This is a genomic window from Pseudomonas sp. 203-8 (genome assembly GCF_020708595.1).
GTDB lineage: Bacteria > Pseudomonadota > Gammaproteobacteria > Pseudomonadales > Pseudomonadaceae > Pseudomonas > Pseudomonas aeruginosa.
In genome coordinates this window covers 670,173-685,898 of the sequence record NZ_JAJFDF010000001.1, presented here as the reverse complement: position 1 = coordinate 685,898, position 15,726 = coordinate 670,173, and the positions used below count along the sequence as shown (strand labels likewise).

Genomic DNA, 15,726 nt, shown 5'->3' with positions numbered 1-15,726 from the left:
ACGGCGAGGGGCCGGCATTGGCCGGCCCCCGCATCCCTCAGCGCACCACGTGCAGGAAGTGCATGTGCCGCTCGTACTGGTCGAGGATGTCGCCGATCACGCCGTCGCGGCTCCAGCCCATGATGTCGTAGTCCTGGCCGCCTTCCTGGAGATGGACCTCGGCGCGGAAATACTTGCGCGACTCGCTGCTGTCCTCGGTGTCGCGCATCACGAAGCTCGGCGTGGTGAAGGCGCGCGGACGCACCTCGTAGATGAAATCGACCTCGCCGCCGTGGCTGACTTCCAGCCGAACCCGGCCGTCCTCGCCGTCCTGCACCTGGACTTCGTAGCCCTGCTTGCGCAGTTCGGCGGCGACGTCCTCGCAGGCCGGTCGCGCCACATCGGTGATGAAGCGGTTGACGTGGCTGCGCCTTGGGAACATGGCGATGTTGCGCAGGCGGCGCTGCCAACCGTCGCCCTCGCTTGCGCCGCTGCGCGTGGTGGGGCGGGAGAAGGTCAGCGCCTGGTAGCGGATGCCGCGCTTGGTGGCATCCAGGTGCAGCGCCTTGAACAGGCCCCAGATCGACGCCAGGAGCACGATGGAGAATGGCAGCGCGCTGGCGATGGTCGCGGTTTGCAGCGCCTTGAGGCCATCGGCGAGGAGCAGGGCGATGGCCACCACGCCCATCAGCACCGACCAGAATATCCGCTGCCAGAGCGGCGAGTGGTCCTTGCCGCTGGAGGCTAGCATGTCCACCACCAGCGCGCCGGAGTCGGCCGAGGTGACGAAGAACACCACCACCATCAGCACCGCCACCAGCGAGATCACGCTGCCCAGCGGGAAGTGCTCGAGGAAGGCGAACAGCGCCACCGAACTGTCCTGGTTGACCACTTCGGCCAACTGGGTGAAGCCCTCCTGCAGGACCATGTGGATGGCGGTATCGCCGAACACCGTCATCCACAGCAGGGTGAAGCCGGCCGGGACGAACAGCACGCCGCAGACGAACTCGCGGATGGTGCGGCCGCGCGAGATACGGGCGATGAACAGGCCGACGAAGGGCGACCAGGACAGCCACCAGCCCCAGTACAGCAGGGTCCAGCCGCCGATCCAATCGGTGGGCTCGTAGGCGTACAGGTTGAAGGTCTTGTTGACGATGTCGGACAGGTAGGCCCCGGTGTTCTGCACGTAGGTCTGCAGGAGAAACACGGTCGGCCCGAGGACCAGCACGAAGAGCAGCAGGATCACCGCCAGGCTCAGGTTCAGTTCGGACAGGATGCGGATGCCGCGGTCCAGTCCGCTGGCCACCGATAGCGTGGCGAGGCCGCAGGTGGCGGCGATCAGGGCGATCTGCACGGTCTGGTTCACCGGCCAGCCGAACAGGTGGTGCAGACCGCTGTTGATCTGCAGCACGCCGTAGCCGAGCGAAGTCGCCACGCCGAACACAGTGCCGATGATCGCGAAGATATCCACCGCGTGGCCGATGGGGCCGTAGATACGTTCGCCGATCAGCGGATACAGCGCCGAGCGCAGGGTTAGCGGCAGGCCGTGGCGATAGCTGAAGAAGGCCAGGATCAGCGCGACGATGGCGTAGATCGCCCAGGCATGCAGGCCCCAGTGGAAGAAGGTCAGCTTCATCGCTTCCTTCGCCGCCTGCACGGTGTTCGGCTCGCCCACCGGCGGGGTGGTGAAGTGCATCACCGGTTCGGCAACGCCGAAGAACATCAGGCCGATGCCCATGCCGGCGGAGAACAGCATGGCGAACCAGGTGGTGTTGCGGTAGTCGGGACGACTGTGGTCGGGGCCGAGCTTGATGTCGCCGTAGCGGCTGACGGCGAGGAACACCACGCTGATCAGGATCAGCGCCACGGCCAGTACGTAGAACCAGCTGGCGTTGGTGATGATCCATTGCTGGACGTGGTTGAACAGCGATTGCGCTTCTTCCTGGAGGAGCACGGTAAACAGCACCAGGGCCAGGATCAGGGCGGCGGAGGTATAGAAGACCGGAGGATTCAGGGTGCTCCGGGGGGTAGTGGGTGTCTCCATGTAAGCTAGCTCTCCTTGTGATCGGATTGCCCGCCGAAGGCGGAAGACGAAACAGCCTAACACATCGTGATAGCTAATTTGATTCGAAAAGCCTTAATCGATAGCTTTGCTGAATTATTACGCTTCACGTGGAGGTCATTGCCCGATACTGCAGGGCTTCCGCCAGGTGCCGGCGTTCGATGGCATCGATGCGCTCCAGGTCGGCCAGCGTCCGGGCCACCTTGAGTATGCGATGCAAGGCGCGCAAGGAAAGTTCCAGGCGCTCTCCGGCAGCCTCCAGCCAGCGGCGGTCCGCTTCGGCGAGTGCACAATTGCGGTGCATCGCCTGGAGATCGAGATGGGCATTGGCGCAGCCCTGGCGGGCCAGTTGCCGTTGCCGTGCGGCGCCCACCCGTTCGCTGACCTCGGCGGTAGCGGTTTCGCCGTGTCCTGGCTGCAGGCTGGTGCTTTCGCGGAGCACGCTGACGTGCAGGTCGATGCGATCGAGCAGCGGTCCGGACAGCTTGCCCCGGTAGCGCTGGACCTGTTCCGGGGTGCAGCGGCAGCGGCCACTGGGATCGCCGAGGTAGCCACAGGGACAGGGATTCATCGCCGCCACCAGTTGGAAGCGCGCCGGGAAACGTACCCGGCCGTTGGCCCGGGCAATGACGATCTCGCCGCTTTCCAGCGGCTCGCGCAGGACCTCCAGGACCTTGCGCTCGAACTCCGGCAGTTCGTCGAGGAACAGCACGCCCTGGTGCGCCAGGGTGATCTCGCCCGGCTGCGGGCGGCTGCCGCCGCCGACCAGGGCCGGCGCGGAGGCGGAGTGGTGCGGCTGGCGGAACGGTCGCTGCGGCCAGTGCCTGAGGGGGACGTGGCTGGCCACCGAATGGATCGCCGCGACCTCCAGGGCTTCGTCCTCGTCGAGCGCCGGCAGCAGGCCGGGCAGGCGGCTGGCCAGGAGGGTCTTGCCGGTGCCCGGCGGGCCGCTGAGCAACAGGTTGTGCGCGCCGGCGGCGGCCACCAGCAGGGCGCGCTTGGCGGCGGCCTGGCCCTGGACCTCGGCCAGGTCTGGATAAGGGAAGGGCGCGCGGAGCAGGCCGCGGGCCTGGTAGGGCGGCAGCGGGGCCTGGCCGGAGAGGTGTCCGGCGATCTCCAGCAGGTGGTCCACGGCGAACACCGTCAGCCCGCTGGCCAGGCTGGCCTCTTCGGCATTTTCCTTCGGTACCACCAGAACGCGCCTTGCGTCGCGCGCCGCCAGCGCGGCCGGCAATACGCCTCGCACTGGCCGGATCGCCCCGGACAGGGCCAGTTCGCCGAGGCACTCCAGGCCGTCGAGGGCGGTGCCGGGCAACTGGCCGCTGGCGGCGAGGATGCCGAGTGCGATGGCCAGGTCGAAGCGACCGCTGTCCTTGGGTAGGTCGGCGGGGGCGAGGTTGAGGGTGATGCGCCGCGCGGGGAAGTCGAAACCGGCATTGAGCAGGGCGCTGCGCACGCGGTCCTTGCTCTCGCGCACCGCGGTTTCCGGCAGGCCGACCAGGGTCAGCGAAGGCAGGCCGTTGGCCAGGTGCGCCTCGACGCTGACGCAGGGGGCTTCGACGCCGACCTGGGCTCGGCTGTGGACAATCGCCAGGGACATGGATCGCTCCTTGATCTCACGCCGCTCGCAGGGGGGAGGATCAGTCGGCGGGCGGCGTCAGCTTGCTTTCGAGTTCCGCCACCTTGGCCTCCAGGGCTTCCAGCCGTGCGCGAGTGCGGGCGAGGACCAGCATCTGGCTGTCGAACTCCTCGCGGCTGACCAGGTCGAGCTTGCTGAAGGCGCTCTGCATCAGGGTGCGGAACTGCGACTCCAGCTCGGCCTTGGGCAACGGCGATTCGCCGGCGAACAGGCGGCTGGCTTGTTGGCTGAGGGCTTCGAAGACGGCTTTGGGCGGCAGCATGGCGAGGGTTCCGGTAACGAGTGGGCGGCAGTCTAGCACGATGTCGGCGGCGCTCGCGGGAGGGCCATTGCACACTTTTTGCGCAACTGTCGGAGCGCGTCTGCGCCTATTTGGTGCGCCGCCCGGAGCCCGGCGTTCCGCACTATCCCCGGGTTGGCGGCTAAGAGCTTGAAATCCGGCGGATTTGCCGGAGCTGGCAAGCTTTCTGCTTTGGCCGGGGTGAGGCGTGCACTGAAGCAGTACCGGTGCGGCAGATGAGGCGGTTGCGGGAGGCCGGCAGGTTGCGGCATCGAACGGCCGCAGCAGGGCCAGGTCGGGGCGGAGGGTCCCGATCATGCTTCCCAGAGGGACCGGCGCGTTACAAAGCCAGACACTGCGCTTAGACTGTCCTCGGGTTCGTTTTCCTGGGGCGAGTCCACCAAACACGGGAGAGAGTTTCATGAAGCTAGTCACTGCCATCATCAAGCCGTTCAAGTTGGACGACGTCCGCGAGTCGTTGTCCGAGATCGGTGTGCAGGGCATCACGGTGACCGAGGTCAAGGGTTTCGGCCGGCAAAAGGGCCACACCGAGCTGTATCGCGGCGCCGAGTACGTCGTCGACTTCCTGCCCAAGGTGAAGATCGACGTGGCGATCGCCGACGACCAGCTGGACCGCGTCATCGAGGCGATCACCAAGGCGGCCAATACCGGCAAGATCGGTGACGGCAAGATCTTCGTGGTGAACCTGGAACAGGCCATCCGCATCCGTACCGGCGAAACCGATACCGACGCGATCTAAGCCCAACCGAACCCCCAAAAGCCCCAGGAGAATACCAACATGACTCTGCGTAAGATCGCAGGGCTAGGAGCCCTATTGTCCCTCGCTTTGCCGGGCGTCGCCCTGGCCGCCGAGGAGCCCGTCCTGAACAGCGGCGACACCGCCTGGATGCTGATCTCCACTGCGCTCGTCCTGCTCATGACCATCCCCGGCCTGGCGCTGTTCTACGGCGGCATGGTGCGAGCGAAGAACGTGCTGTCGATCATGATGCAATGCTTCGCCATCACCGGCCTGATCACCATTCTCTGGGTGGTCTATGGCTACAGCCTGGCGTTCGATACCGCCGGGATGGAGAAGGGCGTCCTCAACTTCAATTCCTTCGTCGGCGGACTGGACAAGGCCTTCCTCAGCGGTCTCACCGCCGACGGCCTGACTTCCGCCACCGCGCTGTTCCCGGAAAGCGTGTTCATCACCTTCCAGATGACCTTCGCGATCATCACTCCGGCGCTGATCGTCGGCGCCTTCGCCGAGCGCATGAAGTTCTCGGCGATGCTGATCTTCATGGCGGTCTGGTTCACCGTGGTCTACGCGCCGATCGCGCACATGGTCTGGAGCGGTGACGGCGCCCTGATGTGGGACTGGGGCGTGCTGGACTTCGCCGGCGGCACCGTGGTGCACATCAACGCCGGTATCGCCGGTCTGGTCGCCTGCCTGGTGCTGGGCAAGCGCAAGGGCTACCCGACCACGCCGATGGCGCCGCACAACCTCGGCTACACCTTGGTCGGGGCGGCCATGCTGTGGATCGGCTGGTTCGGTTTCAACGCCGGTTCCGCCGCCGCCGCCAACGGCACCGCCGGGATGGCCATGCTGGTGACCCAGATCGCCACCGCCGCCGCGGCCCTGGCCTGGATGTTCGCCGAGTGGATCACCCACGGCAAGCCGAGCGCCCTGGGCATCGCGTCCGGCGTGGTCGCCGGTCTGGTGGCCATCACCCCGGCCGCCGGCACCGCCGGTCCGATGGGCGCGCTGGTGATCGGCCTGGCCTCCGGGGTGATCTGTTTCTTCGCCGCCACCAGTCTCAAGCGCGCGCTGAAATACGACGATTCCCTCGACGCCTTCGGCGTACATGCGGTCGGCGGTATCGTCGGCGCGCTGCTCACCGGGATCTTCGCGGCGCCGTCGCTGGGCGGCTTCGGCAGCGTGGAGGACATCGGCGCGCAGTTCTTCGTGCAGTTCAAGGGCGTGGCCTTCACCGTGGTCTACACCGCCGTGGTGACCTTCGTGATCCTCAAGGTGCTGGACCTGGTCATGGGCCTGCGGGTCACCGAGGAAGAGGAAGCGGTCGGCCTCGACCTGGCGCTGCACAACGAGCGCGGCTACAACCTGTAATACCTGCCGGCGCCCGGCTTTCCGCCGGGCGTCGGTTTGCCTCCCGCGCTCGCCTTCGCCGAACGCCATGCCCTTGTGCGTCGAAAGTCCTGGGCGCTTCCCGCGACTGCCACCACCTTTCCGCAACCGGTCTTTCAGTGACTGCCAGCGGACTGCGCCACCATCAGCTTTCACAGGTCTGCCTCTTACGCTCTTTGCTTTTTCAAATGCCGCGCTAGAATGCGCGGCGCGACGGATCGGAGCCGATTTGGAACAGCAGCATGTGGCAGCAGACCCTGATCACCTTGCGCCCGCGTCCGCGGGGCTTTCACCTCGTCACCGAGGAGATACTCGACGCCTTGCCGGAGCTTCGGCGGTGCCGGGTCGGCCTGCTGCACCTGCTTTTGCAACATACGTCGGCTTCACTGACCCTGAATGAAAATGCCGATCCTGCCGTACGCCGGGATTTCGAGCGTTTTTTCGAGCGGCTGGCGCCACGCGGCGAAGTCGGCTATGAACACAACGACGAAGGTCCGGACGACCTTCCGGCGCATTTCAAGGCCAGCCTGCTGGGCTGCCAACTGACCCTGCCGATACAGTCGGGAGGGTTGGCACTGGGCACCTGGCAGGGGATCTATCTCGGTGAACACCGGGACAGGGGCGGGGCACGGCGCGTGCTCGCCACCTGGCAGGGCGAGTCAGTATGAATTTTTTCCGGCGGCGCTCATCAAAACGCGCGGCTGGGCTATAACTAACCTGCTTTTGCAGCACCGAGAGGTTGACCATGAGCGAAGAAGAACTGGAACAGGACGAGCTGGACGGCGCTGACGAGGACGACGGCGAAGAGCTGGCCGCGGCCGACGACGGCGAAGCGGACAGCGGCGACGGCGACGAGGCCCCCGCCCCCGGGAAGAAGGCGAAAGCCGCCGTGGTGGAAGAGGAGCTGCCCTCGGTCGAAGCCAAGCAGAAAGAGCGTGACGCCCTCGCCAAGGCGATGGAGGAGTTCCTTTCCCGCGGTGGAAAGGTGCAGGAGATCGAACCCAACGTGGTGGCCGATCCGCCGAAGAAGCCGGACAGCAAGTACGGCAGCCGCCCCATCTGATTTCGCGCCATCCCAAGGCCCGCCTCCCGCAAGGGATGGCGGGCCTTGTGCTATGGCGCCGGTCACTTTGACGGGCATCTCGCCCCGCCGCATCCCGGTTGGCGAGCCGATCTTTCGCCTGTTCAGGCACGGCTGGCGACGGGCCAAGGCCTTTTCCTTTCCGGTGGCAGCGCTACCGTTCCACATCGTCAACCGAAGCTGCTTGCCATCCAGGCGCTCCAAGCGGCGTCCGGGGCTGCCGGAGAGCGAGCTGTAGAGCTTGCTTAAGAATTTTCCTAGCGATTCTTAGGTGGATTCGCGGAGCCGTGTAGGTCCTGTCTTATGGCTCCTTTCCAGGTGTTCTGAAAAGATTAGCCACCCATCAAGTTCACTCCGGTTCCGGTGGATTTTCCCGGACATGCCGGACACATCGGTTGTCATCCCATGGAGTTCAAGACGTTCCGTCGAACCCTGCTGATCGCGGCATTCCTGTTCGTTCCCGCCGGCACCAGCATGGCTGCCAATCTGTACGCTTTCGGCGGCCGCGATATCGCCGTCCCCTCGATCCTTCCCGAGGGAAACGTCACGTCGCGCTACACGTTCACTCCCATGCAACTGTGCGGCAAGCCCAGCTGCGATCTCATCGGCGTCTCTCTGTACAACAAGGGAAGTGTCTGGGACCCGATCGATGGTCCGGACCTGAATACCAACGTGCCGGGCCTCTCGGTGCGCCTGCTGCTGGATGGCATACCGGCGAGCAGCCGTTTCAAGGGCACTTTTTCGCAAATCGCGGAGGTCCAGTTGTTCCGCAACTCGACGCCGCTCTCCGACGGCCAGTTCGCGAGCGGAGCGTTCAACTCGTACTTCCTCATTACCTACAAGGACGGGCTTATCGCGTCTGGCACCTCTTCCATCAGGTTGACCGGGAGCGTCACCACGATCAATGCGACCTGCCAGGTCGCCGACCAGACCGTGAAGCTGCAGTCGATCGCTGCCGCACGGCTGAACGGCGTCGGCACCTACGCGGCCGTTACCCCGTTCAATCTCGTAGTGGCCGGCTGTCCTCGCGGGTACAACCGCGTCGGCTACAGCCTTCAAGCGGTGGGGGGCGCGGTGGCCGAAGGCTCGGGTGTATTGCCGCGCCTGGCGGGCAGCACCGCGACCGGCGTATCGATCCGGGTCACCGACGAGGCCGGCGTTCCGCTACGGATGGGACTCTCGTTGCCGGTGACCGCGTACGACAAGAACACCGGCGGGGCTTACTGGATCCCGATGAAAGCGTCCTATGTGCAGACCGCCGAGAAAATCACGCCCGGCTCGGTCCTGGCCGCGATGGTGATCCTGCTCGACTACCAGTGAGGCAGGGGAGGGCAAGAGCGCGCCTCACCCGAACGCCTCGAAGAACGCCAGGGCCCGCGGGTCGCTGGCATAGGCGATGTTGATACGCAGCCAGTCGCTCTCCTCGCCTTCCGGGCTGAAGCCGCTGCCCGGCGACAGCAGCACGTTCAGGCGTGTCGCCACGGCCTGCAATTCGGCGAACGGGTAGTCGCCGATACGGGCCCAGACGAACATCCCGCCGACCGGTTCGGCGAACACCTCCCAGCCGTTGTCCCCAAGCACCCGCAGGGTCGCCGCCATCTGCCGGGTCAGGCGCTGGCGCAGGCGTTGCACCAGCTTGCGGTAACTGCCGTTGGCGAGCATGGTCGAGACCACGCATTCGGCGAAGCGCTGGCTGCCGATGCTGGTGTACATCTTCACATCCGCCAGGCGCCGGATCAGCTCGGGGTCGGCGATCAGGTAGCCGACCCGTAGCGAGCAACTGAGGGTCTTCGAAAAGCTCGCCAGGTAGATCACCCGGCGCAGCGAATCGAGGGTTGCCAGGCGGGTGCTGGGGCCGTTCTGGAAGTCGGCGTAGATGTCATCCTCGACGATGTGGAAATCATGCTGCTCGGCCAGTTGCAGCACGCGGTGGGCCACTGAGGGGCTGAGGCTGGTGCCGGTGGGGTTGTGGTACATGCTGTTGGTGAAAAGGAACTTCGGCTTGTGCGCGCGGAGGATCGTCTCCAGCGCGGCGGTGTCCGGGCCGTGGCGGGTGCGCGGCACGCCGAGCATCTTCACCCCGTGGAACTTCAGCAGGTTGAACAGGTTGTAGTAGCCGGGGTTCTCCACCACCACCACGTCGCCCGGCTTGAGCAGCGTGCGTACCAACAGGTCGAGGGCATGGCTGGCGCCGGTGGTGGTGAGGATCTGCTCCGGGTCGACATGGATATCGATCAGCCGCAGGCGTTTCTGGATGTGCTGGCGCAGCGCCGGCAGGCCCAGCGGAGTGCTGTAGTCGAACAGCCCGGCGAGTTCGCTGCGGGCGACCTGGCGGATCGCGTAGCTGAGTTCCTCGACTTCCCGCCAACTGTCCGGAATCCAGCCGCAGCCGAGCTTGAGTTTCGTCGAGCTGCCGCTGAACTGGCCCCATGCGTTTTCCGCGCCTTCGTGCCATTCGCTGTCGAGGTCGGTAGTGGCGGCGGGCGCCTCGGCGACGAAGAACCCCGAGCCGTGCCGCGATTCCAGCATCCCCAGGGCGACCAGGCGGTCGTAGGCCTCGATCACGCTGGACTGGCTGAGCTGGTTTTCCCTGGCCAACTGGCGTATCGACGGAATCCGCGTGCCGGCGCGGACGCGATTGCCGCGGATCCAGCCGCTGACCCCTGCGACGATCTGCTGCACCAGCGGCTCGCTGGCATTGCGGTCGATCCGGAGGTGCATGTCTGACTCACTGTTCGGTTTTTTCAGGCGAACAGTTAAGCACAAATCCGAACAGCTGTTACTTGTTCCGTAGCGCCGCCGCGCCGGATAGTCGACGCCTCTTCTCGCGGGCTAGCCAATGCCCACCGCTCTGCCGCGGCAGGCCCTTGAACGGAGAAACGCATGAGCAATACCCGTCGCCACGCCGCATGCCTGGCCTTCGGCCTGTGCCTGATCACCTTGGCGGTGAACCTCCAGGCGCCGCTGTACACCGCCTACGCGGAGCTTTCCGGTTACGGCGCGGCAGCTACCGCCAGCGCTTTCTCCGGCTATGTGCTCGGCGTACTGCCGGTGCTGCTGGTACTCGGCGGGTTGTCCGATCGGATCGGGCGCAAGCCGCCGATCGTCGTCGCGCTGCTGCTGTCGATGGTGGCCACCCTGGTGATGGCGCTCTGGCCGCGCCTGGAGGCGCTCGGCGTGGCGCGCCTGTTGCTCGGCGTCGGCACGGCTCTGGCATCGGCCACCGGGACGGCCTACATGAGCGAACTGATCGCGGGCGGGGATTCCCGCACCTCGGCCAACTGGGTGACCGCCAGCACCTCGCTCGGCTTCGGCCTCGGCGCGGCACTGACCAGTCTGTTCCTGCTGTTCCGGGAGAGCCTGGTGCCCGGCAGCTTCTGGGTCCAGTTGGGACTGGCCTGCGTGGCCCTGGCGGCGGTGGCGGGCCTGCCGGACGAGGCGCCGCGCGGGCGCGATACGCCGATGCTGCGGCTGCCGTTCTTTCCCGCCGGCAGCCTGCCGTACGGTCTCTCGATCCTGCTGGCATGGGCCACTGTGGGTCTGGTCATCGCGGTCCTGCCTTCGCTGCTGGCGGCCCACGGGCTGGCGCGCTGGTCGGGCTTCTCGACCTTCACCGTGATCAGCTGCGGCCTGCTGTTCCAGCCGCTGGCGCGGCGGATGGCGCCGGCCTCGGCGACCTGCCTGGGGCTGGTGATCCTGCCGCCGAGCTATGCCCTGCTGGCCTGGGGCGCGATCCACGGCTCATTGGCTGCGGTGCTGTTCGGTGCGCTGGGCGCGAGCAGTTCCTGCTACGGCTTCACCTACCTGGGCGGGCTGTCGGCGGTGAATGTCCTGGCCGGTGCGGAAAAGCCGCGGGCCAGCGCGGGCTACTTCCTGTTGGCCTACCTCGGCTTCAGCCTGCCGGTGATCTTCACCGGGTTGATCGCGGATCGCTTCGGTGCGTCGACGGCGTTGCTGCTTTTCGGCGTGTCGCTGACGTTGGCTGCGGTTGCGGTGGCGTTTTCCATCTTGCGCGGGGTCGGGCGCTTCAAGGCCAGCGCTTCGCGTGCCTAGGGCGCTACCCGCGACCGGGGGCCCGGTCCGTCATTGCAGGCGGGCGAGCAGGGCCGGCAGCTCGGCGAGGCTGCGGATCTCCGCGCTCGGCTCTTCCTCCCCGGCCCAGGGCTTGCCGTTTGGGTTGAACCAGATGGCACGCATGCCGGCGCGGCGCGCTCCGGCGATGTCGTCGCTGGGGTGGTCGCCGATGTGTACCGCTGCCGAGGCCTCGACGCCGGCGCGCTTCAGGGCTTCGCGGAATGGCGTCGGGTCGGGCTTGCCGACGCCCAGTTCCTCGGCGCAGAGGGCGAACCGGAAGTAGTCGGCCAGGCCCAGGCGGCGCACGTCGGCGTTGCCGTTGGTGAGCACGCCGAGGGTGAAGCGGTCGGCGAGGATCTCCAGGGTCGGGTGGACCTCGGGAAACAGAGTGACCCGGTGGCGCGCTTCGAGGAATACCTGGAAACCGGCCTCGGCCAGGCTTTCCGCCTCCGCCTGTGGATAACCGGCGTCGAGCAGGGCATGGAACAGGATGCGCCGGCGCAGCTCGCTGAGACGGTGGCGCAGCATCGGCTCGCGATCCAGCAGGCGGGTGCGGATCGCCCACAGGTGCTCGATGGGTACCGGACCCAGGCGCGCCGCGTTGCTCGCCAGCCATTCGCGGAGCAGGGCCTCGGCGTTGTTCATCACCGGGGCGACGTCCCACAGGGTGTCGTCGAGGTCGAAGGTGATCAGTCGCAGGCTGCTCATGGGTCGTTGCCTCCATCGGCGTTGCCCTTGCGCTTGGCGCGGGGATGGGCGCGGTCGTAGACCGAGGCCAGGTGCTGGAAGTCCAGGTGGGTATAGATCTGGGTCGTGGCGATGTCGGCGTGGCCGAGCAGTTCCTGCACGGCGCGCAGGTCGCCGGACGACTCCAGCAGATGGCTGGCGAAGGAGTGCCGCAGCATGTGCGGGTGCAGGTGCTGGCCCAGCTCGCGGACGCCGGCCTGGCGCACCCGCAGCTGGATCGCCCGTGGCGTCAGGCGCTTGCCGCTGCGGCCGATGAACACCGCACCGTCTTCCGGAGCGGCCTGGGTGCGCAGCGGCAGCCAGGCTTCGAGCGCCTGGCGCGCGGCCTTGCCGACCGGCAGCTCGCGGACCTTGTTGCCCTTGCCGCGCACTCGCACCAGGCCTTCCTTGAGGTCCAGCCATTCGAGATCGAGGCCGACCAGTTCCGAGAGGCGCAGCCCGGAGGAATAGAACAGCTCCAGCAGGGCCTGGTCGCGGCGGGCGATGAAGTCATCCTCCACGGCACCGTCGAGCAATTGCAGGGCGCGGTCGGCGTCGAGGGTCCTGGGCAGCTTGCGCGGACTCTTCGGCGCGCTCAGGCCGTTGGCAGGGTCGTGCCGGCAGCGCCCTTCGCGTAGCAGGTACTGGTAGAGGCCGCGCGTCGCCGAGAGCAGCCGTGCCAGGCTGCGGCTGGACTGGCCCTGCTGGTGCAGGCGGGCGACGAAGGTGCGCAGGCTGCGGGTGTCGAGGGCGTTCCAGTCGGAGAGCCCGGCCTTTTCGGCGAGGGCGAGGATCTTCAGCAGGTCGCGGCGGTAGCCGTCGAGGGTGTGCGCGGAGACCTGGCGCTCGCTGCGCAGATGTTCGAGGAAGGCATCCAGGTCGGCGCGCATCTCGGACCGCCCGCCGCGCTCAGCGGACCGAGCGCAGCGGCGAGGAGAAACGCGGCAGCACGCGGGCCAGGACCTCGGCGACGTAGCCGAGGAACAGGGTGCCGAGGGAACTCTTGTAATGCTGTGGATCGGGACTGCCGATGGCGAGCACGCCGTGCAGTCCCTGGAAACTCAGGGAGACCACCGCTGCGGAGCCGATCTCGTCGCGGTCGCTCTCGCCGAAGAGGAACGCCAGTTCGTGCGGACGCAGCACGCCGCAGACGGTCTTGCCGCCGGAGAGCAGGCCGCCGATGGCCTGGTGCGCCTCCGCGCTGCTCACCGAGCGGCCCACCGAGACGCTACTGTCGCTGAACAGGATCAGGCTCACGTAGGGCACCTGGAACTCGTGGCGCAGGCTGTCCTCGACGGTACTGACCACGTCTTCCAGGCTGGTGGCGTCGAGCAGGTCGAGGACCAGGCGGCGGGTCTTGTCGAACAGGCGGTCGTTCTCGCGGGCCACGTCCATCAGTTGCGAGAGCCGGTGGCGCATCTCGATGTTGCGCTCGCGCAGCAGGCGTACCTGGCGCTCCACCAGCGACACTGCGTCGCCGGGCTGGTGTGGGATGCGCAACTCGGGGATCAGCTCGTCATGCTCGACGAAGAACTCCGGGTGCTGGCTCAGATAGGCGGCCACCTGCTCGGCGTCCAGCGCTGCTGTCGGTTCCTGGCTTTTCTCGGTCATAAGCGTCTCGGTTCTCGCGGGCGACGGCCCTTACAGGCGGACCTGGCCTTCATACACGCGGACGGCAGGCCCGGTCATCATAACGGGCTGGCCGGGACCTGCCCACTCGATGTGCAGGCGGCCGCCGGGGAGGTCGATCTGCACCGGCGATTGCAGCCAGCCCTGGCGAATCCCGGCAACCGCCGCGGCGCAGGCGCCGGTGCCGCAGGCTTGGGTCTCGCCGACGCCGCGCTCCCAGACGCGCAGGCGCGCATGGTGCGGATCGAGCACCTGGAGGAAGCCGATGTTGGCCTTCTTCGGGAAGCGCGGATGGACTTCCAGTTGCGGACCGAGGCTGTGTACCGGTGCGCTGTCGACGTTCTCGACGCGCAGCACGCCATGGGGATTGCCCATGGATACCGCGGCCAGTTCGACGCGCTGGCCATTCACCTCTATCTCATAGGACAAGGCTTCGCGCTCGGCCTGGAACGGTATCTCGGCCGGGGCCAGGCGCGGCGGACCCATGTCCACCGTGACCTGGCCGTCCGGGCGGATATTCAGTTCGATGATGCCGCCCTTGGTTTCTACGCGGATGCTCTTCTTCACCGTCAGGCGCTTGTCCTGAACGAAGCGGGCGAAGCAGCGTGCGCCGTTGCCGCACTGCTCGACCTCGGAGCCGTCGGCGTTGAAGATCCGGTAGCGGAAGTCGACGTCGGGGCTGCTCGGGGCTTCGACGATCAGCAACTGGTCGAAGCCGACCCCGGTGTTGCGGTCGCCCCAGAGCTTGACGTGCTTGGGCTGCACATGGGCGTGCTGGCTGACCAGGTCGAGGACCATGAAGTCGTTGCCCAGGCCATGCATCTTGGTGAAGCGCAAAAGCATGGTCTGGGCCTCACTGCGGCAGCAGGCTTTCGCCGGCGTAGAGCTCTTGGACGGTCTCGCGGCGACGGACCTCGTGGGTCTGCTCGCCATCCACCAGCACCTCGGCGGCGCGGCCGCGGGTGTTGTAGTTCGAGCTCATGACGAAGCCGTAGGCGCCGGCCGAGCGCACCGCCAGGAGGTCGCCTTCGGCGAGCGCCAGGTCGCGATCCTTGGCGAGGAAGTCACCGGTCTCGCAGATCGGCCCGACCAGGTCGTAGCGGCGCGGCGCGGCGTCGCGCGGGCGTACCGCCTGCACGTCCATCCAGGCCTGGTAGAGAGCCGGGCGGATCAGGTCGTTCATCGCCGCGTCGACGATGGCGAAATCCTTGTGCTCGGTGTGCTTGAGGTACTCGACACGGGTCAGCAGCACGCCGGCGTTGGCGACGATGGACCGGCCCGGCTCGAACACCAGGGTCAGGTCGCGGCCGTGCAGGCGCTCGCGGATGGCGCGGATGTAGTCGCCGGCCAGCGGCGGCTGTTCGTCGCGGTAGCGCACCCCGAGGCCACCACCGAGGTCCAGGTGGCGAATGCCGATGCCTTTGCCGGCCAGGCGGTCGACCAGCCCGAGCAGGCGCTCGAGGGCGTCGAGGAAGGGCTCCAGCTGGGTCAACTGCGAGCCGATGTGGCAGTCGACGCCGATCACCTCCAGGTGGTCAAGCTCGGCGGCGCGGGCGTAGACCGCCTCGGCCTCGTCGATGGCGATGCCGAACTTGTTCTCTTTCAGGCCGGTGGAGATATAGGGGTGGGTCTGGGCGTCCACGTCCGGGTTGACCCGCAGCGATACCGGCGCTTTCACGCCGAGTTCCGCAGCTACCCGTTGCAGGCGCTCCAGCTCTTCGCCGGACTCGACGTTGAAGCAGTGCACGCCGACTTCCAGGGCGCGGCGCATGTCGTCGCGGGTCTTGCCGACGCCGGAGAACACCACCTTGGCCGGATCGCCGCCGGCGGCCAGGACACGCTCCAGCTCACCGCGGGAAACGATGTCGAAACCGGCGCCGAGGCGCGCCAGCACATTCAGCACCCCGAGGTTGGAGTTGGCCTTGACCGCGAAGCAGACCAGATGCGGCATGCCGGCGAGGGCATCGGCATAGGCGCGGTACTGGGCCTCGATGTGTGCGCGGGAATAGACGTAGGTGGGCGTGCCGAAACGCTCGGCGATGCGGGAAAGCGCCACCCCTTCCGCGAACAGCTCACCGTCGCGGTAACTGAATGTGTCCATGGGCGCTCT

Annotated in this window: 15 protein-coding genes; 6 read left to right on the top strand and 9 right to left on the bottom strand. The window is 66.9% G+C overall.

The window, feature by feature from the left end; translation table 11 throughout:
* Positions 1-37: 37 nt before the first annotated feature.
* The 3 genes from betT to LJF27_RS03085 all read right to left on the bottom strand — a co-directional run bounded on the left by betT (position 38) and on the right by LJF27_RS03085 (position 3,942).
* Complete coding sequence (gene betT, locus LJF27_RS03095; protein WP_003096496.1) at positions 38-2,023, bottom strand: choline BCCT transporter BetT; 1,986 nt, start codon at positions 2,021-2,023, stop codon at positions 38-40.
* Between the two features lie 124 nt (positions 2,024-2,147).
* Positions 2,148-3,641 carry a YifB family Mg chelatase-like AAA ATPase gene (locus LJF27_RS03090; protein WP_023116832.1) on the bottom strand — a complete coding sequence of 498 codons (1,494 nt, stop codon included), beginning with the start codon at positions 3,639-3,641 and terminating at the stop codon, positions 2,148-2,150.
* A 40-nt stretch (positions 3,642-3,681) separates the two neighbouring features.
* Positions 3,682-3,942, bottom strand: coding sequence for an accessory factor UbiK family protein (locus tag LJF27_RS03085; protein ID WP_023103597.1), 261 nt, complete (start codon positions 3,940-3,942; stop codon positions 3,682-3,684).
* A 439-nt stretch (positions 3,943-4,381) separates the two neighbouring features.
* Here LJF27_RS03085 and glnK point away from each other — a divergent pair, with 439 nt between their 5' ends.
* The 5 genes from glnK to LJF27_RS03060 all read left to right on the top strand — a co-directional run bounded on the left by glnK (position 4,382) and on the right by LJF27_RS03060 (position 8,507).
* Entirely contained in the window at positions 4,382-4,720 is a 339-nt protein-coding gene (gene glnK, locus LJF27_RS03080; protein WP_003096476.1) for a P-II family nitrogen regulator, read from the top strand.
* 39 nt (positions 4,721-4,759) lie between these two features.
* Positions 4,760-6,088: an ammonium transporter gene (locus LJF27_RS03075; RefSeq protein ID WP_003109815.1), complete on the top strand. Its 1,329-nt coding sequence runs from the start codon at positions 4,760-4,762 to the stop codon at positions 6,086-6,088.
* Positions 6,089-6,348: 260 nt separating this feature from the next.
* Positions 6,349-6,774 carry a secondary thiamine-phosphate synthase enzyme YjbQ gene (locus LJF27_RS03070; protein ID WP_003096441.1) on the top strand — a complete coding sequence of 142 codons (426 nt, stop codon included), beginning with the start codon at positions 6,349-6,351 and terminating at the stop codon, positions 6,772-6,774.
* Between the two features lie 77 nt (positions 6,775-6,851).
* Complete coding sequence (sutA, locus tag LJF27_RS03065; RefSeq protein WP_003098240.1) at positions 6,852-7,169, top strand: transcriptional regulator SutA; 318 nt, start codon at positions 6,852-6,854, stop codon at positions 7,167-7,169.
* A gap of 423 nt (positions 7,170-7,592) precedes the next feature.
* Complete coding sequence (locus LJF27_RS03060; RefSeq protein ID WP_003163071.1) at positions 7,593-8,507, top strand: fimbrial protein; 915 nt, start codon at positions 7,593-7,595, stop codon at positions 8,505-8,507.
* A gap of 24 nt (positions 8,508-8,531) precedes the next feature.
* On the opposite strand, the gene LJF27_RS03055 is transcribed toward LJF27_RS03060, so the two are convergent.
* A complete protein-coding gene (locus tag LJF27_RS03055; RefSeq protein ID WP_016852261.1) occupies positions 8,532-9,908 on the bottom strand; it encodes a PLP-dependent aminotransferase family protein in 1,377 nt (458 codons plus the stop codon).
* A gap of 162 nt (positions 9,909-10,070) precedes the next feature.
* Between LJF27_RS03055 and LJF27_RS03050 the strand changes: the two genes are divergently transcribed.
* On the top strand, positions 10,071-11,240 hold the full coding sequence (locus tag LJF27_RS03050) for an MFS transporter (RefSeq protein WP_003098229.1): 1,170 nt from the start codon (positions 10,071-10,073) through the stop codon (positions 11,238-11,240).
* Between the two features lie 30 nt (positions 11,241-11,270).
* Here LJF27_RS03050 and LJF27_RS03045 read toward each other — a convergent pair whose 3' ends face one another.
* From LJF27_RS03045 to lysA, 5 genes are read right to left on the bottom strand one after another with little or no spacing between them, the layout of a single operon-like run.
* A complete protein-coding gene (locus LJF27_RS03045) occupies positions 11,271-11,969 on the bottom strand; it encodes an HAD family hydrolase (RefSeq protein WP_003123715.1) in 699 nt (232 codons plus the stop codon).
* The gene (gene xerC, locus LJF27_RS03040) at positions 11,966-12,877 is read right to left on the bottom strand and encodes a tyrosine recombinase XerC (protein WP_003114345.1); all 912 of its coding nucleotides are present in this window, start codon (positions 12,875-12,877) and stop codon (positions 11,966-11,968) included. Before xerC ends, LJF27_RS03045 begins: the two co-directional genes overlap by 4 nt.
* 19 nt (positions 12,878-12,896) lie before the next feature.
* Positions 12,897-13,598, bottom strand: a complete 702-nt coding sequence (locus tag LJF27_RS03035) for a DUF484 family protein (protein WP_003096433.1) — start codon at positions 13,596-13,598, stop codon at positions 12,897-12,899.
* A gap of 30 nt (positions 13,599-13,628) precedes the next feature.
* Positions 13,629-14,459 carry a diaminopimelate epimerase gene (gene dapF, locus LJF27_RS03030; RefSeq protein ID WP_003098223.1) on the bottom strand — a complete coding sequence of 277 codons (831 nt, stop codon included), beginning with the start codon at positions 14,457-14,459 and terminating at the stop codon, positions 13,629-13,631.
* 10 nt (positions 14,460-14,469) lie between these two features.
* Entirely contained in the window at positions 14,470-15,717 is a 1,248-nt protein-coding gene (gene lysA / locus LJF27_RS03025) for a diaminopimelate decarboxylase (RefSeq protein ID WP_003118055.1), read from the bottom strand.
* Between the last annotated feature and the right edge of the window lie 9 nt (positions 15,718-15,726).